This is a genomic window from Fodinibius sp. AD559 (assembly GCF_052712805.1).
On record NZ_JBQPVW010000001.1, the window covers coordinates 104,994 to 127,758 of the forward strand.

At 41.8% G+C, this 22,765-nt stretch carries 20 protein-coding genes; 6 read left to right on the forward strand and 14 right to left on the reverse strand.

The window, feature by feature from the left end; translation table 11 throughout:
• Window positions 1-46 precede the first annotated feature (46 nt).
• Window positions 47-925 (forward strand): mechanosensitive ion channel family protein, encoded by an 879-nt coding sequence (locus tag ACQ4LT_RS00515; protein WP_445664039.1) that lies wholly within the window; start codon window positions 47-49, stop codon window positions 923-925.
• Between the two features lie 66 nt (window positions 926-991).
• Here the strand turns inward: ACQ4LT_RS00515 and ACQ4LT_RS00520 are convergent, their stop codons facing one another.
• Entirely contained in the window at window positions 992-4,207 is a 3,216-nt protein-coding gene (locus tag ACQ4LT_RS00520) for a WD40/YVTN/BNR-like repeat-containing protein (protein WP_445664040.1), read from the reverse strand.
• 157 nt (window positions 4,208-4,364) lie between these two features.
• Here ACQ4LT_RS00520 and ACQ4LT_RS00525 point away from each other — a divergent pair, with 157 nt between their 5' ends.
• Window positions 4,365-5,591 (forward strand): FtsX-like permease family protein, encoded by a 1,227-nt coding sequence (locus ACQ4LT_RS00525; protein ID WP_445664041.1) that lies wholly within the window; start codon window positions 4,365-4,367, stop codon window positions 5,589-5,591.
• A 1-nt stretch (window position 5,592) separates the two neighbouring features.
• Here ACQ4LT_RS00525 and ACQ4LT_RS00530 read toward each other — a convergent pair whose 3' ends face one another.
• Both ACQ4LT_RS00530 and ACQ4LT_RS00535 read right to left on the reverse strand, forming a co-directional pair.
• Window positions 5,593-6,039, reverse strand: a complete 447-nt coding sequence (locus ACQ4LT_RS00530) for a MarR family winged helix-turn-helix transcriptional regulator (protein WP_445664042.1) — start codon at window positions 6,037-6,039, stop codon at window positions 5,593-5,595.
• Window positions 6,040-6,111: 72 nt separating this feature from the next.
• Entirely contained in the window at window positions 6,112-6,879 is a 768-nt protein-coding gene (locus ACQ4LT_RS00535; protein ID WP_445664043.1) for an exodeoxyribonuclease III, read from the reverse strand.
• A 147-nt stretch (window positions 6,880-7,026) separates the two neighbouring features.
• Between ACQ4LT_RS00535 and ACQ4LT_RS00540 the strand changes: the two genes are divergently transcribed.
• A complete protein-coding gene (locus ACQ4LT_RS00540) occupies window positions 7,027-7,380 on the forward strand; it encodes a four helix bundle protein (RefSeq protein ID WP_445664044.1) in 354 nt (117 codons plus the stop codon).
• A 2-nt stretch (window positions 7,381-7,382) separates the two neighbouring features.
• Here ACQ4LT_RS00540 and tyrS read toward each other — a convergent pair whose 3' ends face one another.
• The 6 genes from tyrS to rpmB form a co-directional block, all read right to left on the reverse strand.
• Entirely contained in the window at window positions 7,383-8,618 is a 1,236-nt protein-coding gene (tyrS, locus tag ACQ4LT_RS00545) for a tyrosine--tRNA ligase (protein WP_445664045.1), read from the reverse strand.
• A gap of 6 nt (window positions 8,619-8,624) precedes the next feature.
• Complete coding sequence (locus ACQ4LT_RS00550) at window positions 8,625-9,191, reverse strand: CvpA family protein (RefSeq protein WP_445664046.1); 567 nt, start codon at window positions 9,189-9,191, stop codon at window positions 8,625-8,627.
• 11 nt (window positions 9,192-9,202) lie between these two features.
• Complete coding sequence (locus ACQ4LT_RS00555; protein ID WP_445664047.1) at window positions 9,203-9,658, reverse strand: GatB/YqeY domain-containing protein; 456 nt, start codon at window positions 9,656-9,658, stop codon at window positions 9,203-9,205.
• A 101-nt stretch (window positions 9,659-9,759) separates the two neighbouring features.
• Window positions 9,760-9,930, reverse strand: a complete 171-nt coding sequence (locus tag ACQ4LT_RS00560; protein ID WP_445664048.1) for a DUF4295 family protein — start codon at window positions 9,928-9,930, stop codon at window positions 9,760-9,762.
• A 22-nt stretch (window positions 9,931-9,952) separates the two neighbouring features.
• On the reverse strand, window positions 9,953-10,117 hold the full coding sequence (gene rpmG, locus ACQ4LT_RS00565) for a 50S ribosomal protein L33 (RefSeq protein ID WP_445664049.1): 165 nt from the start codon (window positions 10,115-10,117) through the stop codon (window positions 9,953-9,955).
• An 83-nt stretch (window positions 10,118-10,200) separates the two neighbouring features.
• Window positions 10,201-10,446 (reverse strand): 50S ribosomal protein L28, encoded by a 246-nt coding sequence (gene rpmB, locus ACQ4LT_RS00570; protein WP_445664050.1) that lies wholly within the window; start codon window positions 10,444-10,446, stop codon window positions 10,201-10,203.
• Window positions 10,447-10,733: 287 nt separating this feature from the next.
• Here rpmB and gyrB point away from each other — a divergent pair, with 287 nt between their 5' ends.
• On the forward strand, window positions 10,734-12,659 hold the full coding sequence (gene gyrB / locus ACQ4LT_RS00575) for a DNA topoisomerase (ATP-hydrolyzing) subunit B (RefSeq protein WP_445664052.1): 1,926 nt from the start codon (window positions 10,734-10,736) through the stop codon (window positions 12,657-12,659).
• Window positions 12,660-12,709: 50 nt separating this feature from the next.
• A complete protein-coding gene (gyrA, locus tag ACQ4LT_RS00580) occupies window positions 12,710-15,166 on the forward strand; it encodes a DNA gyrase subunit A (RefSeq protein ID WP_445664053.1) in 2,457 nt (818 codons plus the stop codon).
• A gap of 64 nt (window positions 15,167-15,230) precedes the next feature.
• On the opposite strand, the gene ACQ4LT_RS00585 is transcribed toward gyrA, so the two are convergent.
• From ACQ4LT_RS00585 to ACQ4LT_RS00605, 5 genes are all read right to left on the reverse strand, one after another.
• Complete coding sequence (locus ACQ4LT_RS00585) at window positions 15,231-16,181, reverse strand: L-lactate dehydrogenase (RefSeq protein WP_445664054.1); 951 nt, start codon at window positions 16,179-16,181, stop codon at window positions 15,231-15,233.
• 32 nt (window positions 16,182-16,213) lie between these two features.
• Complete coding sequence (locus ACQ4LT_RS00590; protein WP_445664055.1) at window positions 16,214-17,155, reverse strand: helix-turn-helix transcriptional regulator; 942 nt, start codon at window positions 17,153-17,155, stop codon at window positions 16,214-16,216.
• Window positions 17,156-17,245: 90 nt separating this feature from the next.
• Entirely contained in the window at window positions 17,246-17,881 is a 636-nt protein-coding gene (rsmG, locus tag ACQ4LT_RS00595; RefSeq protein ID WP_445664056.1) for a 16S rRNA (guanine(527)-N(7))-methyltransferase RsmG, read from the reverse strand.
• A 213-nt stretch (window positions 17,882-18,094) separates the two neighbouring features.
• On the reverse strand, window positions 18,095-19,984 hold the full coding sequence (gene mnmG, locus ACQ4LT_RS00600; RefSeq protein ID WP_445664057.1) for a tRNA uridine-5-carboxymethylaminomethyl(34) synthesis enzyme MnmG: 1,890 nt from the start codon (window positions 19,982-19,984) through the stop codon (window positions 18,095-18,097).
• A gap of 159 nt (window positions 19,985-20,143) precedes the next feature.
• Entirely contained in the window at window positions 20,144-21,874 is a 1,731-nt protein-coding gene (locus tag ACQ4LT_RS00605; RefSeq protein WP_445664058.1) for a SulP family inorganic anion transporter, read from the reverse strand.
• Window positions 21,875-21,985: 111 nt separating this feature from the next.
• On the opposite strand from ACQ4LT_RS00605, the gene ACQ4LT_RS00610 reads away from it, so the two are divergent.
• The gene (locus ACQ4LT_RS00610) at window positions 21,986-22,756 is read left to right on the forward strand and encodes a sugar phosphate nucleotidyltransferase (protein WP_445664059.1); all 771 of its coding nucleotides are present in this window, start codon (window positions 21,986-21,988) and stop codon (window positions 22,754-22,756) included.
• Window positions 22,757-22,765: the final 9 nt, after the last annotated feature.

Genomic DNA, 22,765 nt, shown 5'->3' on the forward strand with positions numbered 1-22,765 from the left:
CAGGCTCCCTGTTTGTATTTATATATATCAATAAATTACTGTCACTATGAGTTGGGAAGAGTTTTTTAGTTACATCCGCGAAGTTTTAAATATACAGCTGTTTACCATCAGTGGAGTGCCGGTAACAACAGCTTCTATTCTTATTTTTTTTCTGCTTTTAACCTTTTTTATCATCGCAGGAATTTTTGCCCGTCGAGCGATAAATCGTAAAATATTTAAGCGCTTTAAAGTTGATGAAGGCACGAGTTACACCCTTTCTCGAATCACGCAATATACTATTATCACTATTGGGGTGTTGATCTCGTTTAACTTTGTGGGGATTAACCTGAGCAGTCTTACAGTTATATTTGGACTCCTTTCTGTTGGTATTGGTTTTGGCCTGCAGAATGTGACCTCAAATTTTATTTCGGGTCTTATAATTCTTTTTGAGCGTCCCATAAGCGTGGGCGACCGTGTCGTTGTAAGTGAAATTGAGGGAGATATTATCGAGATCAATATTCGCTCGACCATGGTGCGGACCGTAAATAATATTTCTATCGTAGTACCCAACTCGGAGTTTGTATCTAAAGATGTCATCAATTATTCGCACGGAGATCCCACTTACCGACTGGATGTGAATGTAGGCGTTTCGTATGACTCAGATTTGGATACGGTTTTAAAGGCACTCAATGAAGTAGCTGCCAATAATAGTAATGTTATGAAAAACCCCGAACCCGAAGTATATCTAAACGAATTTGGAGATTCCTCATGGAATATGCAGCTACGTTCCTGGATACCTAATGTTAAAGACTATCCCAAAATTCGGAATGAGCTCAACCAGGCGATTGTACGAACTTTCCGTAAATACAATATTGTGATTCCTTTTCCCCAGCGTGATTTGCATATGCGTAGTTCGGTAAAATTGCCCATTGATGACAGGGGGTAAAAAATAAAAAAGCAGCACCACGATAGACCGTGATGCTACTTGAGATGAGAAGGGTAGGCGTATTTATTAATTCTCGATGGGAATGGCTTCTTTCTCCATTTCCTCAATTAAACTCGAAGCATCCCCGCGTAATATGGGTTCAATACGCTCGAACTGTGCATCTACTTGTGCTGCCAGATGCTCATAAACCTCATATTGCTGTTCTGTTGGATGTCCATCGCCGGTTGCCACAGTATTAGCCAACGAAGCCAGCTTGTTATTCAGTTTAATGGGATAATTAAGCACATCCTGGAACGACTCGGCTTTAGTCTGCATTAATTCCCCTTCCACATCTGATAGCTTTGTAAGCATGGCATCAACACGCTTTTGCACGTCCTTATTACCGGCATAGTCGGACTTTATAGCATCCAGCTCTTCACGTATTTCCCGAATGCGATTAATGGTTTTGTGAGTAGTATCCAGCTTGCTGATAATTGTCTGATGCAGATCGAACTGTGCCTCGAAATCATCCTGTGTAACATCAATACGTGGGTCTTTGGTGATTTCAAAGTTTTGACTCATGATTATTTGATCATCAACAATTAAGCGCACCTCGTATGTACCCGGCACAGCTGTTGGACCATCGGTAGATCCGGCCCATAAAATTTGTCGTCCTTCGAGATCAGTTGCTCCGGGATATTCCATATTCCAAACAAAGGTATTTTGTCCCTGCTTGGTGGTTAGCACATTAGAGGGAACATCATGTTCTTTTTCATGAAATTGCTCTGATTCTTTTACTTCGTTGCCATCCAGATCTTCTTTATTAGAGAAGGTGCGAATGATATCACCATCCGATTCGGCAAATTGCAGTTGTACTTCTTGGTCAGAGATTTCACTGTTGAGATTGTAGTGTACCACTACGCCGTCTTTGGGATTTTCGCCCAGTGTTTGGCCGGGTTCAGGTTCAGTATGGTTTCCAAACAGATAGGTTGTTTCCGGTTGATAGAGGTAGTAATCGGATTGTGTGACTTGATCCCCAAGCTCATGTAGCACAGATAAATCATCCAACACCCAAAATGAGCGTCCCTGTGTAGCAACAACCAGATCTTTGTCGCGTTCATGCACCGCTAAATCGGTAATAGGTACAGCGGGTAAGTTAAGTTGAAGCGGTTGCCAGAGTTCCCCGTCATTAAAGGAAACGTACACACCCGTTTCCGTCCCCGCATAAAGGAGACCTTCTTTATTAGGATCTTCACGTATCACGCGTGTAAAATCTTTGCTGGGGATACCGTTCGTAATTTTAGTCCAGCTTTGCCCGTAATTATTTGTTTTATACAGCATTGGCTGAAAGTCGTCAAACTTGTAACGCGTAGCTGCAAGGTAGGCCGTTCCGGCATCATGGGGCGATGGATCAATGATGCTGGCCATCGCCTCGGGCATGCCTTCGGGCGTAACCTCGGTCCAGCTGTCGCCATTATCGCGACTAATATGAATGAGTCCGTCATCAGCGCCGGTCCACAGAACGCCGGGCTCTACCGGTGATTCCGCGAAGGTAAAGATGGTGTTATAATACTCCACGCTGGTATCGTCTTTGGTAATAGGTCCGCCGGACTCTTGCTGCTTGGATTTATCGTTGCGCGTTAAATCCGGACTAATAGTTTCCCAGCTCATTCCCTCATTATCTGATCGGTGCACAAACTGTGATGTAGCGTAAAGTAAATTAGGATTATGCGGTGAAATATAGATCGGGAAGGTCCACTGGAAGCGATATTTCAGATCTTTGGCGCCCGCGCCCATGGGATTGTCGGGCCACACATCAATGCGGTCACTTTGATCAGTAAACTCATTAAACTTGTTGAAGTAACCTCCATAGCTACCGCCGTAAGTCACATTCGGATTTTCCGGGTCGGGCGCAATATAGCCGCTTTCCCCGCCGGCAACGGGGTGCCAGTCTCGCGTTTCAATGCCGTAATCGGACGTACGGTTTTTAATGCCTACGGTACTGTTATCCTGTTGGGCTCCGTAAATACGGTATGGAAACTCATTATCAGTAATAACTTGATAAAACTGCCCCGTAGCGTACTTGTGATATGATGACCAGCTTTGCCCTTCATTATAGGAAACTTGTCCACCGCCGTCATCGGCAACAACCATTCGATTTCCGTTATTAGGATCGATCCAAAGATCATGATGGTCACCGTGTGGAGTACCAATTCTATCAAAAGATTCCCCACCGTCGGTAGATTTATAAAATCCTACATTTAGTACATACACTTCATCTTCGTCCTCGGTATCGGCAATAATATGAGTGTAGTACCAGGCACGTTGTCGCAAATTACGATCACTGTTAACACGGTTCCAGGTTTTACCGCTGTCATCAGAACGGAAAACTCCGCCATTATCATTTTCAATAATAGTCCAAACACGATCGGGATTGACGGGAGAAATAGCTACGCCAATTTTGCCCATCAGTCCTTTGGGCATGCCCGGACGCTCTGAAATATTGGTCCATGTTTGGCCTCCATCTGTACTTTTGTAAAGGCCACTGCCTTCACCACCGCTCGACATTTTCCAGGGATTGCGATATGCTTCCCAAAGAGAAGCGTACAATATATTGGGATTAGTTGGATCAACTTCGATATCAACAGCACCGGTATAGCGATTGTGATATAAAACCTTTTCCCAGCTTTTGCCGCCATCCGTTGTTTTATAGACGCCGCGTTCTTCATTGCCTTCAGTGCCAAATGCATGTCCCATTACGGCTACCCATGCAACATCTTCGTTTTTGGGATGTACGGCAATTTCACCAATAAAGTGTGACTTCGGCAGGCCGATATGCTCCCACGTTTTTCCACCATTAGTAGTCTTGTATATACCATCACCGGCCGACATGTTTCCGCGGATGCAAGTTTCCCCCATACCTGCGTATATAACATTACTATTAGATGGTGCAGCTGTTAAAGCACCGACTGATCCTGTTTTAAAATCACCGTCGGATACATTATACCAGTTATTACCGCCATCGGTAGTTTTATAGACGCCGCCTCCCGTAAATCCGGTATAATAAGTATCCGGCTGGTCGGGATGACCGGTAACAGCTACTGAACGTCCACCCCGAAAGGGTCCGATATTTCGATATTCTAAATTCTGTAAATAGGGTTCTTCAAATGATACTTTATCAACATCTTCGGCTTGATCTGCTCCGCCAAAGCGTTGCGCCTCAGCTGAGAACGAAATCCCCATAAAAAGCAGAACAATAACTGTTCCTATGGCCCATTTATATTTTTTATTAGTTCGTAACATATATCCCTGTATTGTGTTGAAATTAGCTAATCCCATCGTAGGAAAAGCAATGTATAAAAAATTGCGGGTGTTGTTAGGTAAAAAAATGTGAATCGAAGTGAGATATTACATTTTTGGGAGGTGTAATCTTTCAGCATTATCGTTATTTTCATGGCTTATGAAAACAACCGGATTTATAGCCAGACGTTATTTATTTTCGCGGAAGCATATCTCGCTGATTTCTACGCTTACCATAATTAGTATTATCGGGGTGACGATTGGTACGGCACTTCTTATTGTCGTGCTTTCGGTGTTTAATGGTTTTTTTGATGTGATTCAGGGATTTCTTCTTCAGAATGATCCCGACCTGCGAATAGAGTCCACGGCTTCCAACTCTTTTCTTTTTACAGAAGATATGGAGCAGAAGCTGTCTGATATTCCGGAAGTCCAGGCTATAGCATCATATGCAGAAGGGAAGGCCCTGCTGGCATTTGAGCACAGTGATGACAAAGTGGTACAGGTACAGGGAATAGAACCCGATGAATATTTTGAGGTGAACAATTTTAAAGAAAGTATTAATGAAGGTACGCTGGATTTATCTGTTCGGAATCAAAGGCCGGGGATGTTGATTAACGGGCAGGTGATGAATCAGTTAAATCTCAGAGTTGATGATGAAGTTGTTTTGTTAAGTGCGGCCGGCATGCGCAAATCGCTCACCCAATTTTCACTTCCCCGCAGTTTCCGGTTCCAAATCAGGGGTAGCTATTCACAGCTTCAAATTACCGAAAGCCCCGGAGTTTTTATTGATAAAGAAGCAGCACAGCGCTTATTTGAAATGCGGAATACCATTTCGGGTGTAGATTTACGAATATCTAACACCGATCAAGCAGAATCCGTAAAAGAGAAATTGCAGGCTTCGCTGGGATCAGAGTATAAAATATCTACTTGGTACGATTTACAGAAACCGTTATATGATGTGATGTATCTCGAAAAATGGAGCTCCTATATCATTTTAATGATTATCGTACTGGTAGCCGTGCTCAATATTATAGGATCACTCACGATGATTGTCATTCAGAAAAACCGGGATATTGGAATATTGCTGACGATGGGTTTTACCCCGTCGGATATTAAAAATATATTTGTCCGCCAGGGATTTTATATCGGTATTATTGGCTGTGTTATTGGAGGGGGGGTAGGCTTGTTGCTCAGCTGGCTGCAGCAGCAGTATGGCCTCATAAAGCTTTCATCGGCTTTTATTATCGATGCATATCCGGTAAGTATAAGCTATGTAGATATTAGCATTGTATTAGCAGGAAGTTTGGTGCTGTGCCTGTTGGCCAGTTGGTATCCCGCAAAGAGAGCTGCGCAGGTAGATCCGGCCGATGCTATCCGGTATGACTGACCTATTCTTGTAAGCCTAACTTTTTGCAGATACTACTTAGTTGTTCCAACTCTTTGTCGGAAAGTACTTCAAACTCCTTTTTTATACGTGCCAGATGTTTGGGAAAGTAATCGGATATAAATTCTTTTCCCTCATCGGTAAGATGAATTAACATCGAGCGCCTATCTTCGGGATCTTGATGACGTTCAACCCATCCGCTTTTTTCCAGGTTATCAATCACAAGCGTGATATTGCCACCGCTTTTAAGAAGTTTCTCCCCCAGCGCTTTTTGATTTAGCGGGCCCAGGTGCAGCAGGGCTTCCAACACTCCAAACTGACTGATGGTTAATCCAACATCGCTAAGCTGCCGGTTCAATCGATTATTTATGGAATCTGTGGCACGCATTAACTTGATAAATGCGTTTAGTGTTTTTTCTTCTCTTTCGCTGCCTTGGTAATGTGTGCCCATTACTTCTAACCTAAATTATTGAATATTAAATAGCGCAGAGTAAAATATATAATAATGATGCTGGGAAAGCTATTAAAGGTCGTAACTAATTGTCACGGGGGCGTGGTCCGACAAATCCCATTTCATTTCGATAGTGGCTTTTTGAGCGGCATTCAGCATTTTAGGGCAGCTCATGTGATAATCAATGCGCCATCCTTTGTTTCGCTCTTTGGATGCAGCCCGATAGCTCCACCAGCTATACAGGTCTTCTTCGCCTTCATGCAGGCTGCGGTACACATCCTCAAAACCGGTTTGGAGCAGGCGGGTAACCCACTGTCGTTCTTCGGGTAAAAATCCCGAAGTGTTTTTATTTCGCTTGGGATTGTGAATATCGATAGCTTTGTGACAGATGTTGTAGTCACCACACATTACTATCGGCTTTTCTTTGGAGAGGAACTTTTGCGCAAAGGGGAGGAAATAATCGAGAAACTCCATCTTTAGATCTTGGCGTTCATCACCCGTAGTTCCGCTTGGAGCATAAATGGAAAAGACATATAAGTTCTCAAATTCAGCCATCATCACACGTCCTTCGCTGTCGATCCAGTCCACGCCCATTCCTTTTTCTATTCGGATAGGTTTCTGCTTTGATAAAATTCCTACGCCCGAATACCCTTTCTTTTCGGCAGTATGATAGGCTTCATAATAATCAAGCTTTTGAACTGGACCGGGAACCTGGTGCTCCATTGCCCGGAGTTCTTGCAGACAGATAATATCGGGATCGGTTTGATCGATCCAATCCGTAAAACCATGGCGGTGCGCCGCACGAATACCGTTAACGTTAAGGGATGATATTTTGAGCATAGATTAAAGATAGTTTCTTATTTAAGATTAGTAGTTTTTTATGAGAACTAATTTTATTACTGGAGTAAAAAAAGTGAGAAGCAAGAAGTTATGTAAGGATGTGTGTTCCAAGAGGTCTTATAAGTAATGATAACTAAACTTTAGTGTATGTTAGATTTAAGTCACAAAAAGATGATTATCTGGGAAAAGGGAATAGCGTTAATAAAAACGATTTATCAGGTAACTAATACTTTTCCCAAAGCAGAAAAATTTGGTCTTGTAAGTCAGCTCAGGAGAGCAGCGGTTTCGGTTGTTTCTAATATTTCAGAAGGAGAAGCCCGTTGGACAAGTAAAGAGAAACGAAGATTCTACGAAATTGCTTGTGCTTCTTTAGTTGAAGTAGATGCCCAAATTGAAATATCACTTGAGCTTGGATTCATTAAGAAAAATGATATTAAAGAACTTTCGGACTTATTAAATGAGTGTTTTGCTATGCTATCAAAACTTAAAACAAGCCGATAATGTCACTTCTTGCTTTTTACTTCACACTTGGTCTTTACAATCGCATAATTCCGCTTGCCTACCTTCAACGTAAACTCAGTATCATCTTCAAAGGTCACGCTGTATCCTTTATCAGAAACTTTCTCATCGTCAATAGAAATACCGCCCTGCTTGATCAGGCGTTTGGTTTGTCCGTTACTGTCTGTAAAACCGGCATCCGAAACAATATCCAGCAGACGTACTTCGGTTCCAGATTCATATTCAAGGATGGGAGCATCGTCAGGAATTTCATCACCGACAACTGTTTTTTCGAAGTGTTTTCGGGCAGCCTGGGCGGCCTCCTCACCGTGATACATGCGCGTAATCACCAGCGCTAATTCGTGCTTGGTATTGCGTGGATCTTTTTCTGCTTTCTCTTTGTATTTTGGCAGCTCGTCTACATCGATATCTGAAAGGAGCTCAAACCAAGAGTATATTAGGTCATCGGGAATGGATAGTACTTTTCCATACATATCATTGGCACCTTCCGTAATGCCGATATAGTTGTCATAGGATTTAGACATTTTCTTTGTACCGTCGGTACCTACCAACAAAGGCATCATGAGTGCAATTTGGGGCTCCTGACCGTCATCTTTTTGGAGTTCGCGTCCAACAAGAAGGTTAAATTTTTGATCGGTGCCACCAAGCTCCACATCCGATTGGAGGTGGACGGAATCCTGTCCCTGCGCCAGTGGATACAGAAATTCGTGTAAGGAAATAGGCTGATTGTTTTCGTAGCGTTTGGAAAAATCATCGCGCTCAATCATGCGTGCAACCGTCAGCTTTGAGGTTAACTTAATAACATCCTCAAAATCCATTTTGCCCAACCATTCTGAATTATAAACGATAGAGGTTTTGTCTTTGTCTAAAATCTTCGTTGCCTGATCGAGATATGTTGCGGCGTTTTCTTTAATCTCTTCAGGAGACAGGGCCGGACGCGTTTCATTTTGTCCGGTGGGGTCACCAATGAGGGCTGTGAAATCACCAATAATAAGAATAGCTTCATGACCAAGATCCTGAAACTGTCGCAGCTTACGCAGAATGACTGAATGCCCAAGGTGGAGATCGGGTCGCGTAGGATCGCAACCAAGCTTAATCTTAAGGGGTTTATCTTCTTTCTTTGATTTCTTGAGCTTTTCTACAAGCTCCTCTTCAGGTACAATTTCAACCGTACCTCTTCTAATTACTTCCAGTTGTTCGTCGACAGGTAAAAAATTCATAAATCGTTAGGAGTTGCTCTGTTCTAAAAAGGGAAAGTTTTCAATTGGGTTATATTGCTCGAGAGTATTTTGTATAGTCGTTGTAAAATTTTCGGCACCGGGATAAACGGTAGCAACCGTATCATAAGCCCAGGGTGCCAAATAAATAATGTAAGGATAAGTTGCTGAATTTTGTCGGGCATCTTCGGAAGGAATAGTAAACCCGGCAAGAATTAGCAGTATTGCACTTATCACAATACCGCTCTTCAAAAGGCCGAATGCAGCACCGGCAATGCGATTAACAAAATTCAGTTTAATGGTTTCTAAAAACTTTTTGCTTAAAAATGCTATAAGGTGAACAAGTGATAATGTGCTAACAAAAATGATAATAGCCGAAATAAAGGGAACAAAAGAAGCGCCTTCTTCAAAGAGTGGTTTTATTGCTGCGCTAACCGGATCCATATATTGAAAAGTAAGAAAAACACCTAAAATAATACCGACAATGCTGAGCACTTCCTTGATGATTCCATTGACAAATCCGCGGTAAGCAAAGTATGCAATGGGAATCAGAATTAGGAAATCAATCAGGTTCATATGAGCGGAGTTTAGGAAAGTTCCTCTTTTACAACCTTACTAACTACAGATCCTTCCACCTTTCCTTTTAACTCTTGCATCAGAACGCCCATAACTTGGCCCATGTCAGATATATCTTCAGCACCAAGTTCCTCAATTTTTTCTTTGGCTATATCGCGCACTTCCTCCTCCGAAAGCATTTTTGGAAGATAGGAGTTGATGATTTTCAACTCTTCCTTTTCAGAATCAGCCAGATCATTACGATCACCTTTCTCAAACTGCTCGATGGATTCCTTTCGCTGCTTGGCGGCTTTCATGAGCACTTCAATGGCTTGTTCGTCAGAGATTTCTCCTTCACCGTCTTTGCGCTCACTGATTTCTCGCTCCAACAGTTTAGACTTAATTGATCTGAGTACGCGCAGTTTATCTTGCTCTTTATCTTTCATAGCCTGTTTAAGGTCGGCCATGATTTGGTCTTTAATAGCCATAAAAATGGATTTTAAAATTATAGAGAGTCGAACAAGCTCATAAAAAAAGGCTCCACCCACTCATGCGGATGCAACCTTTTTATCAAATAAAGAAAAAACTGTTAGTCCTTATTCTCGTTGATAAAGTCCCGCACGTTTTCTTCATCGATAATGGCTTCCTTGTAACCATACTTATTGTTAGCTGTTTTTTGAGCTACAATAACTTTGGCCATGCGCCGGTCGTCCGACTTTTGTTCTTCTTCTTTGGTTCCGAAAGTTTTCTTCTTAGCCATGATGCTGATTCTTGGGTATTACTTATTTAATTTCTTTATGAACGGTATGCTTGCGAAGAACCGGGTTGTACTTTTTTAACTCCAGTCGATCGGGAGAATTTCGCCGATTTTTTGTAGTGTGATACCGAGATGTACCCGGTGCTTCGGTGCATTCTAAAATCACTTGTATTCTGTTTCCTTTTGCCATAATCTTTTGTTTCTGGTTATCAGTTAGTTGTTATTTGTGATGAATGGAGTTCAACCAATAATAATACCTAACTGTTAACTAACTTAAACGTCTTTAATGAGAGTTCCTTTTTTTCTTGCTTCTTTCAGCACGGCATGGATACCTTTTTTATTGATTGTGCGAAGCGTTTTAGCAGAAACTTTCAGTGTAACCCACTTATCTTCCTCGGGGACATAAAACTTCTTTTTTTGCAGATTCTGCTGAAACTTATGCTTAGTTTTATTATTTGCATTTGAGGAGCGATATCCATTTTGTGCTCCTTTTCCGGTAATGTCATCTTTGCGTGCCATGATACGAATAAAACGTTATTTTACATTTCTCAGATAGACTGGAAAAATAGGCTTATTCCCCAAAAATATCAATGTTTCTTTTAGAGATATTTTTTTCACATATTAAGCCGTTCTGGGGAAACAAAAACAGGAACTTTAGGAAGACTTCTAACAGAGGGATAAATTTGATCTACGAGCATATCTCGGCTTTTGTCAATAAACCCCATCGCTTACTTTGATTTTGCCTATTTATGCCCTATTTTCAGGCGTCTTCATCATTATTTTAAACCCCATTCATACCCACATTTATGGCGAAAAAGAAAGGATCAGATTACAAGGCGGAAAATATTCAGGTTTTAGAAGGTTTGGAGGCCGTTCGAAAACGTCCGGCGATGTATATCGGGGATACCGGTCAGCGCGGACTTCATCACCTTATTAATGAGGTAGTCGACAACTCCATCGATGAAGCCATGGAAGGTCATTGCGACGTGATGGATGTTACCATCAATGAAGACGGTTCCATCACGATTACTGATAATGGCCGTGGAATTCCGGTTGATGAGCATCCCAAAATCAAATTACCTGCTGTTGAAGTTGTATTAACTAAGCTACATGCCGGAGGTAAATTTGATAAAAATACATATAAAGTGTCCGGTGGATTGCATGGTGTTGGCGTTAGTTGTGTAAATGCACTATCGTCTCACTTTTATGCCGAAATTCATCGTGACGGCGAAATTTATGTGATGGAATTTGAGCATGGGGCTACAGTTCAGCCACTTAAGGTTAAAGGCAAGACTGATAAAACCGGTACGACCATTACGTTTACGCCTGATCCGGAGATTTTTAATCAGACAACCGAATTTAAGTGGGATATTATTGCTGAGCGGATGCGCGAGTTAGCGTTTTTGAATCCGCAGATAACGATAAATCTTCGCGACGAGCGTGAAGAAGATCTTTCTGAAACATTCCATTACGAAGGTGGAGTAAAAGATTTTGTTCAGTATCTGGATGAGGATCGGGAAACCATGATGGAAGAACCCATTCTGATTGAAGGAGAGGTTGATATGGTTCCCGTTGAGTTAGCTATTCAATATAACGGTAGCTATTCTCAAAATGTGCATTCATACGTTAATAATATAAACACGCGTGAAGGCGGCACTCATATTTCCGGCTTTCGTCGTGCGCTTACTCGTTCGCTTAAGAAGTATGCAAAGGATAATAATCTGATAAAGAGTGATATCAGCGTTTCAGGAAGTGATTTTCGAGAAGGAATGACGGCCGTGCTTAGTGTAAAGGTTCCGGAGCCACAATTTGAGGGTCAGACGAAAACAAAACTCGGTAACTCTGAAGTACAAAGTGCTGTAGAGGTCATTGTTTACGAACAGATGAATGAGTATCTCGAACGCAATCCCAAGGTTGCCAAGAAGATTCTGGAGAAGGTTATTCTTGCAGCCGAAGCCCGAGAGGCTGCGAAGAAAGCTCGTAAGTTGATTCAACGCAAGAGTGCGATGAGCGGCGGTGGGCTTCCCGGTAAGCTGGCCGACTGTTCTATTAAAGATCCCAAGCAAAGTGAGATTTACTTGGTCGAGGGTGACTCGGCCGGCGGTTCTGCCAAGATGGGTCGAAACCGAAGCTTCCAAGCTATACTTCCGCTTCGAGGTAAGATCTTGAATACCGAAAAAGCGAAGATTAATAGGATCTTGGAGAACAATGAAATTCAGGCCATGATTACGGCTTTAGGAGCCGGGGTGGGCCATTCTGAAGAAGATTTCGATCTCGATGAATTACGGTACCACAAAATCATTATTATGACAGATGCCGATGTGGACGGTTCCCACATTAGAACATTGTTGCTTACGTTTTTCTATCGATATATGAAACCACTTGTGGAAGGTGGTCATGTATATATTGCAATGCCACCGCTTTACAAAATTACGGACAGTCAAGGCAATATTGACTACGCCTGGGATGATGAAACACGCCGCAAGTTGGTAAAAGAGCACAGAAAATCCCGTTATAAATTTGATGTTTCCCGTTATAAGGGACTTGGTGAGATGAATCCGGAGCAACTTTGGGAAACCACAATGGATCCCGAAACGCGAACACTGCAGCAGGTAACGGTAGATAATGCCGCCGCTGCTGATAAACTGTTCTCCAGGTTGATGGGCTCTGATGTACAACCACGACGGGAATTCATTGAGCGTAATGCAAAATACGCAACGCTTGATATTTAAATCTAAGCACTTTCAAGAATCTAATTTTAACACTGTACTAACTATTATCCATGGCAAGAGATAAAATTATACCTATTGCGATAGAAGATGAGATGCAGTCGGCCTATATCGATTACTCGATGTCGGTTATTGTATCTCGTGCCCTGCCTGATGTTCGGGACGGCCTAAAACCAGTTCACCGTCGTATTTTATACGGAATGAGTGAGTTGGGCATGCTTCACAACAGAAATTATAAAAAGAGTGCTCGTATTGTAGGTGAGGTACTCGGTAAGTATCACCCACATGGCGACTCTGCCGTTTACGATTCGATTGTTCGGATGGTTCAGGATTTTTCCTTGCGCTATCCCTTAGTGGACGGACAGGGGAACTTCGGTTCTATTGACGGAGACTCTGCTGCGGCTATGCGTTATACAGAAGTTCGTATGGAGCGCATTGCCGAAGAGATGTTGACGGATATTAATAAGGATACCGTTGATTTTAATGATAACTTTGATGATACCTTGCAAGAGCCTACTGTCCTCCCGGGGATGTTGCCGAATATGCTGCTAAACGGAGCTTCGGGTATTGCAGTGGGGATGGCCACGAACATGGCACCCCATAATTTGACGGAAACCATTGACGGTATTGTTGCCTATTTGGACAATCCGGACATCGAATGCAAGGAGCTTATGGAACATATTCCGGCTCCAGATTTTCCTACGGGTGGCATTATATACGGTTATGAAGGAGTGAAGGAAGCCTATGAAACCGGTCGTGGTAAAATCACCCTTCGTGCTCGTTGCACAACAGAAGAGTTGCGTCACGGACGTGAACAAATTGTTATTACTGAGATTCCTTACCAGGTCAATAAAACTACCTTGGTTCAGAAGATTGCCAAGCTGGCCCAAAACGATAAAATTGATGAAATTTCTGAGATCCGTGATGAGTCTGATCGTGACGGAATGCGCATTGTGGTAATACTCAAAAGAAATGCCAATACAGGCATTGTGCTCAATCAGCTTTATAAGTATACACAGATGCAGACGACCTTTGGGGTTATTAGTCTGGCGCTTGTAAAAGGGCGTCCCAAAGTAATGCCACTGAAAGAGCTTATTTATCATTATGTAGAGCATCGCGTTGAAGTTATTATTCGACGTACGCTTTATGATCTGGATCAGGCGGAATCACGAGCGCATATACTTGAGGGACTCAAGATTGCACTGGATGATCTTGACGAGGTTATCAAAACAATTCGTGCTTCCGATAGTCCGCAAGAAGCTAATGAGGCACTGCGTTCCAAGTTTGCACTTACGGATATCCAGGCTAAGGCTATTTTGGATATGCGTCTGCAAAAGCTTACTGGTCTTGAGCGTGATAAGATTGAGCTGGAATACAACGATATTGCAGATAAAATTGCAGACTATCGTGAAATTCTCTCCAACCGTGATCGCCAGAAGGCCATTATTAAAGATGAGCTTTTGGAAATCAAAGATCGGTATGGTGATGAGCGTCGTACACAAATTGTTCACTCTGCCGATGACTTTAGTGTTGAGGATATGATTGCAGATGAAGATGTAGTTGTGACTATTTCTAATAAAGGCTTCATCAAGCGCATGCCGGTTAGTGGTTATCGTCGACAGAAGCGCGGTGGAAAGGGAATGAAAGGAACCACCACAAAAGATGATGAATATGTAGAGCATCTATTTGTAGCGACCAACCATAATTACATTCTTTTCTTTACGGAGAAAGGACAGTGTTACTGGTTAAAGGTTTACGAGATTCCGGAAGGGTCAAGAACCGCTCGCGGACGTGCGATTGTTAATCTTATCGATATTGATAAGGATGATTCCATTAAGACATTTGTGCCAGTGAAAACCCTGGACGATGAGGAATACATTAACAACAATTATATTATCATGGCTACGAAAGAAGGCAAGGTTAAGAAAACCACCCTCGAAGCCTATAGTCGTCCGCGCCGAGACGGAATTATTGCCATTAATATAAATGACGATGATTCATTACTTGAAGCTGCTCTTACGAATGGTGAAAGCAATATTATTCTTGCCAACAAAAAAGGACGCGCCATTCGATTCCACGAGGATGAAGTCCGTGATATGGGCCGAAATACTTCTGGAGTTAAAGGAATGGATCTGGGTAAAGATAACGAACTTGTTGATATGGTCGTTATCAAAAATACTCACGGTGCTACTGTTCTGGCGATATCCGAAAACGGTTACGGCAAACGTTCGCTGGTAGAAGATTATCGGGAACAAAGCCGTGGTGGAAAAGGAGTTATCACGCTAAAAGTCACAAAGAAAACCGGTGAACTTATTGCTCTCAAAGATGTCTCGGATAAAGATGATCTGATGGTAATTACCGAGGGCGGTAAAGTCATCCGTATGAGTTGTGACGGTATCCGAACGATGGGGAGAAACACCCAAGGCGTTCGAATTATGCGTCTCGATACTGAAGGAAAGATTGCAGCCGTAACGCGTGTCGTTAATGAAGAGGAAGACGAGACGGTATAACAACTGTGTCTAAATTTTGAAGGAAACCCTGTCAGAATTCGAACTCTGACAGGGTTTTTTATTTTTAATCTATCTCTTTAATTCCTGACAAACTTTCTTTTAGAATATTTGCTGACTTTGTAAGCCCTTGTATTTCTTCGTCGGTAAGATCTGGGGTAATCCGATCTTTAACACCATCGAGACCGATAACGCTTTGCAAGCTCATACATACATCAGTAATACCGTATTCACCATCCCAGGTGACGCTAACGGGAATTACACTTTTCTCGTCTTCTAATATGCCTTCAACGATGCGTGCGATTACGACGCCAATAGCAGTATTGGTGAATCCTTTTCGCTCAATAATCTCATAGGCAGCATTTTTGGCTTTCTGGAAAAGGGTATCGAGTGCCTCTCTGTTATAGGGCTTATCCATGATGGTATTGTGTTCAATAGGTTTGCCGCCAATATTGGATTGGCTCCAGATGGGTACTTCTGAATCGCCGTGTTCCCCTAAGATATAAGCATGTACTGATCGGGGATCAACGCCATAGTATTCACCGAGAAGGGCACGGAAGCGGGCAGTATCCAAAAGAGTTCCAGTTCCAATAATACGATGTGGATCTCGACTGCTTAGTTTTTGTGAAACGTAGGTGAGGATGTCGACTGGATTTGTAGCAATAATGAGAATGGCATTGGGTGCGTGTTTATCAAGTTTTGAAATGATATCTTTAAAAACAGCAGCATTTCTGTTAAGGAGATCAAGGCGGGAATCATCTGAAGATTTTTGGCCTACTCCGGCAGAGATAACAATGACCTGGGTATCTTTTAGGTCTTCGTAATTTCCAGAGCGAACTTTAACATTTCCAACCAAAAGCTGACCATGCATCAGATCCATTGCCTCCCCTTCAGCTTTCTCTTTATTTTGGTCGATCAAAATGATTTCGCTTGCTATTCGCTGATTGAAGAGGGCATAGGCTGCGGCCACTCCAACATTTCCTGTTCCTACTATTCCAACTGTTCTTCGTTGTATCATATAAATTTTGTTTTATAATTCTATGATAATATTTAATTATCTATCATTTCTTTTAATAATTTTTCCCTTTTTTCTAATAATATTTCTGGGAAAACCAATTTAACTTCTTTTGGGAATTGCAGTAGCCATTTGTTGATAAAATCCAAATTATCAAAATAAAACTCTATCCTAAAAAAATTAGGTTTAATTTTGTTTTTCCTAATAATTTTTGTCGGCAGATTCGCCTGAAATCGCTTTAATGCTTTCTCGCATACGTCTACTATTATTTTTTCCGAACTCTCGTCAGATCGAAAAATAAGCCCCTCTACGTCGATTTTGCCATGTGGGACGAAATCTTCGTCCAGAATTTCGATGTCAGACATGCGATCAAGCATAAAATTTCGGATATCTTCTCTTTTATGAGAATGGCCGATCACATTCCAGTGGTCGCGATAAAAAACAATAATATAAGGATCGATTTTTCGGCTGCTGATTTCTTCTGTCGATTTGGCCCGGTAGTTAAAGCGTATGGTTTTATTTTTAGCGATGGCATTACTGATAACATACCAGTCGCCGCCCTTCATCTTTTCAGCGCCGAAATTGAGGTAGGGATCCACTACAGTTCGTTCTTCCAGGGATTCCATAAAATCACGAAGCTTATCTGGAACGACTTCTTTTATTTTGAGCTCTACGCCCTTCGCATCTTCAATTAGTTTTTGGTCGACCTGAGATTTGACAAAATTTAATCCCACCATAATGGTAGCCAGTTCCTTATTGGTGAACATCAGCGGTGGAATTTTATATCCCTGCATAATACCGTATCCGTGATATTTGTCATGGGTGACGGGAACATTCATTTCTGAAAGGGCATTGAAATCCCGGAAAACAGTTCTTCGGCTCACGTTAAATTTTTCAGCAATTTTATCTACGGTAATACGACTGTTGGATTGTTGAAGCATGAGGATGAGCTTCATTCTGCGTTCGGAACTGTTCATTGATTGTTCGGATAGATTTGTTTGCAGTGGATGAATGTCCCAATATAAGTGAAACCGCAGAGTTTCTCAGCGAATAAAAGAAGGGAGGTGTTAAGGTTTATCTATGATGATAATCGCTTTACCGTTATAGAAATCAGAACCATTGGAAAGATCAAAACAGGTGATGTTGAGTGATTCCGAAAGGTCTTTTAGTTCATCTTCAAAATCTAATCCCTTATAAAAAATCATTTTTTCCCAGGGTAAATGTTCGGTCATTTTAATTAGATTTCCAATTTTAAAGGCGTGCTTTGAGATAAGAATACATTTCTCCTCATGGTGCAAGTCCTCAATAGATCCGTCTATAATCCCAATATTTTCCAGGTTAATTTTTTGTGCGATTTGCTTCATCGCCAGACACTTTTTGGTAACTAAATCGTTGAGCACGAAATGTTTATTGGGATGTGCAATGGCCAAGGGGATCCCCGGTAAACCGCCGCCGGTTCCGGCATCGATGAAGAGTTTATTTTTTTGAAAGTCTTCTAATTCTGAAAGCATCAAAGAGTGCCTGATGTGCTCCCAGATAGTTTCACGTGGAACGTCTCGGCTGATAAGATTTACCCGTTCATTCCACCAGAGCAATTGATCCAAATAGGATTGAAGCTCATCATGGAATTTTTCAATAAGCGAGTCAATTTGGGAAAACGTTTCACGTGGAACAGATTTTCGAATAATTTTATGTTGTTTCACGTGAAACCTATTGGTTTTAATTACGTTTTCCTGTGTTTATGAGCAGGGCCGGGTTACTCTATTAATTAAGAGTTTTAATTGTTAGTGGTATTTTAGAGTACCTATCAGTTAAACTGTTATCTCGACCGCCAGGGGAGAGATCCCTATTTTAAATACATAGGGAGGAAAATATAGATTTTACACTTCGTTCGAAATGACAGCAGGTTTATTGCTCTAATTATTTAAATAAACCATAAGAACGGAAATATCGCTCGGTGTCACTCCGCTTATTCTACTGGCTTGTCCCAGCGTTTCGGGCTTAATGCGCTCCATCTTTTGCTGTCCTTCAGATGAGAGACTGTTTATTTTGTCGTAATTGAGTTCATCAGGAATAAGAGTATCTTCCTGTTTCTTCATTTCCTCAACCATTTCAAATTCTTTTTCGATGTATCCGGCATATTTGATCTGAATTTCAACTTGCTCATAAACAAGTTCGTCAGTAGTAATCTCGTGAGCTTTTTCTTTGAGTTCCGGATCGGCATTCATCAGGTTAAAAATAGAGAGCTCCGGACGCGGAATAAGCGTTTTTGCTTTTACTGGTTGGGATAGGGTAGAGGTGCCTTGTTCTTTGAGCATCGGATCCATCTTTTCGGGATAAACCGTATAATCAGCAAAAAGGTCATGGATCTTATCGATGGCTTCTTTCTTTGTTTTGAATTTTTCAAAGCGCTCATCAGAAGCCAGCCCAATTTTATGGCCAAGTTCGGTGAGACGAAGATCGGCATTGTCCTGACGCAATAAAATACGATGCTCTGCGCGAGAAGTGAACATCCGATAAGGTTCTTCGGTACCTTTGGTAATAAGATCATCAATAAGCACACCGATATATGCTTCGGATCTTTTGAGAATAAACTCTTCTTTTCCCTGCACTTTGCGGGCCGCATTTATGCCGGCCATAAGTCCTTGGCAGCCAGCCTCTTCGTAGCCGGTGGTGCCGTTAATTTGTCCGGCGAAAAAGAGTCCCTCTGTAATTTTTGTTTCCATACTTCGCCGAATTTGATACGGAGGAAAGTAATCATATTCTATGGCATAGCCCGGACGAAGCATAACGGCATCCTCAAAACCGGGTATAGTACGTAGTGCTTTGTACTGCACATCCTCGGGAAGAGATGTAGAAAACCCATTCAAATACATCTCATAGGTATTCCATCCTTCGGGCTCAAGGAATAGTTGGTGACTATCTTTGTCAGAAAATCGATTAATTTTATCTTCAATAGAGGGGCAGTATCTCGGTCCGGTTGAGTCGATAGTGCCATTGAACATGGGACTTCGGTCAAATCCGGAGCGGAGCATATCATGCACCTCCTCATTGGTATTGCCAATCCAGCAGGTGAGTTGTTCTTCTTGGGATGGAAGGGACTCGGTCATAAAGGAAAATGCATAGGGATCCTCATCCCCGTACTGAATTTCGAGCTTGTCATAATCAATAGAACGTCCGTCGATACGGGGAGGCGTTCCGGTTTTAAGACGGCCGACTTCAAAGCCAAGATTTTCAAGGGCTGCAGAAATTCCAATTGAAGCACGTTCGCCTGAACGTCCGCCGCCGAAATTGGTTTCTCCGATATGCATCAACCCATTGCCAAAAGTACCGGTAGTGAGGATAACAGCATCGGCTTCAAAAACTTGTCCGGTTGAAGTTTTTACCCCCGTTGCTCTTTGCCCATTTTCAGTGGTAAGCACATCAACCACGTTGTCCTGACGAAAATGAAGATTCTCTTTCTTTTCGAGCTCTTCACGCATAGTCTTGCTATAAAGAGCGCGATCACTTTGGCAGCGTGGACTCCACATTGCCGGTCCTTTGCTGGTATTGAGAATACGGAATTGAACGCCGGACTTATCAGCAACCTTGCCCATGAGTCCGCCCAGGGCATCAATTTCTCGTACTAATTGTCCTTTGGCAACACCACCGATTGCCGGATTGCAAGACATTTTTGCAATGGCATCAAGGTTCATCGTTATAAGTAATGTGTTAGCTCCAATTTCTGCAGCAGCACCTGCGGCCTCACTGCCTGCGTGACCAGCACCTACTACAATAACATCGTATTTTGGAAAAAGAGAATCCATAATATATCTAAGTGTATGTTTTTATTACACTTATATGTTGAAAGTTTGTGGAAATGATTGTTGTCGCCTCAATCCTGTACTATAACCAGCGATAATCTTGAGAGTCTCCAAAAATAAGGGTTTTTGAGCAAAATATTTAACACTCAATAAAACCAATAATTATTCTTGATCTTCTACGAGGTGAGAGGGTTCTTCCTCCTCATCCTTAAGGCTATCAACAGCTCGATTTATGTTTAGATAAAACTGTTCAGGACCAATAATATTTTCCAGTCCGGATCTTTTAAATAAATCACGAACTGGTCCTTTTACACCGGCAAAAATCACATCAATATCCCGATTATTATATTCTTCTGTTAATTCTTTTAGAGCATGGAGTGCACTCGAATCTACCTTATTAATTCCGATAGCGTCAATAATCACTTGCTCAAGGTTTTTGCCACTTTCAATTTCAAGCTGTTCTAATTTTTCTTTCATGTAAGGGATATTGGCGAAATACAGGGATGCGTCGATGCGAACAATGATGGTGTTAGTTTGAGTGAGACCTTCGGGATGTCTTTCCAAATCGCGATAGTGTTCGGTATCGGGTAGTCGACCAAGCATAACAATATTTGGATAACTGCTTCGATGAATAACAATTCCAAGTGATATTAAAACTCCTATGCCTATCCCTTCAAGGATTCCCAGGGCAAGGGTTGCAAGAAAGGTTATCATCATGAGGATAAACTCTCGCTTGCGAATTTTCCAAAGGAATTTTGCTTCACCCACTTCAACAAGGCTGGGAACGGCAGTAATAATAATAGCAGCTAATACGGTTTGAGGCAGATAATAGATAAGGGGTGTTAACAATAAGACCGTAAGTAACACAAGAAGGGCACTGATTAGTAAGGAAATGCTTGTTTGGGCCTTATTTTGATCATTTACTGCAGTTCTTGAAAAGCTGCCGGCAACCGGGAAAGCATGAAAAACAGAACCTACCATATTTGAAAGGCCAATGCTGAATAATTCTTGATTAGAGTCAACTTTGTAATCGGGATTTCGGCGAACCATTGCTTTTGCCAGTGCTATGGATTGGGTATAACTTAAAAAAGCGATAGCCAATACTGTAGGTAATAACTCCCAAAATGGAAATTCGGAAAGATTCGGTAGGACAGGGGCGGGATAACCCTTTTCTACACTACCCACTGTTTCAACCCCTATCTGATCTAACTGAAAAGCCCAAACAAGGAAAATAGATACTATAACCGCAATAAGCTGAGCTGGAATCGAAGGATTCCACTTTTTTAATACCAAAATAAAGACAATTGTGCTTGCGCCGATGATAAATGTTGGCCAGTGGATGTGAGCCAAATGGGATATTAAATCAGCTATTACACTATATATATATTTGCTCCTTACCAGGTCGAGTCCAAATAAATTGCCGGCCTGGCTGAACCCGATGATAAAAGCAGCGGCGGAAGTAAATCCGCTGAGCACGGGTTTTGAAATGAAATTCATTAAAAAGCCCAGCCTAAAAACTCCCATGAGAAATTGGGTGATACCTACAAGGAGGGTGAGAGCCAATACTAACTGTATATAACGGGTACTGCCGGTTTCGACGATGTTACCTACACCGGTGGCAACAAGAATGGAGACGATGGCCACGGGACCAACGCCCAATTGCCGGGAAGTACCAAAAATAGCATAGATTAATAATGGGACAATGGAAGCGTAAAGACCATAAACGGGAGGTAGTCCCGCCAGCATGGCATAAGCCATACTCTGGGGGATAAGCAAAATGCCAACTGTTAACCCTGCTCGTAAATCCTTTTTAAAATAAGAAAACTGGTAATCTTTACTCCAGTCGGTTATGGGGATATATCGATCCAGCAGCGATTTATCGCTGTATTTCATATTAATGATCGATCAGTAGTTTATTAACAGTCACATTTTATGTGGCTCTCATTTTTAGTTAGCAATTAAAAATCTGTTATCATTCCAACTATAAAAGTAGAAGTAGATAATATGGCCATGACAGAAATTACTAAAGCTGTAATTCCGGCTGCGGGAAAAGGAACTCGAATGCGTCCGTTAACCAATTATATATCGAAGCCAATGTTGCCATTGGGAAAAAAGCCGGTGCTACAGCATATTATCGAAGAGCTTAAGGGAGCAGGAATAAATGATATCGCTGTAGTTGCAAAAAGCGATGATCAAAAGATGATCGACTATTTTCAAGAGGATGCTTCAGTACAGTTTATCTTTGATGATTCTTTGTCGGGCCCCGGTGGAGCTATCTTAAAAACTGAATCGTTTGTAAAAAATGAAGATTTTATTGTGGTCTTTTCTGATGCTCCACTAAAAGGGACGGGAAGATCGATATATTTAAAAGATCTTATATCACTAAAAAAAGAAGGAGATGTTTCGGGAGTATTGGCAATCTATCCTATAGATAAAGAAGAGGTATCATCAAGAGGAGTCGTAAGGTTTGATCTTGAAAAATCAAGAAACAAGAAAGGGATTCGATTAACAGATATTATAGAGAAGCCGTTGGAAACTCCCGTTGAGCCGTGGGCAACAGCGTGTAGATATGTATTGGACAATAAAATTTTTGAAATTCTTAAAGAAACAAAGCATGATGCAAGTGGTGAGTTGCAGCTTACGCCCGCTATCCGCAAGATGATTAAAAATGGAGAATGGATACTGGGATATCCGTTGGCAGAAAAGTTGACCCGTCATGATACGGGCAATTTTGAGGGGTACTTTAAAGCATTGCGGGCGTTTATCTCATCATAATAAAAAGAT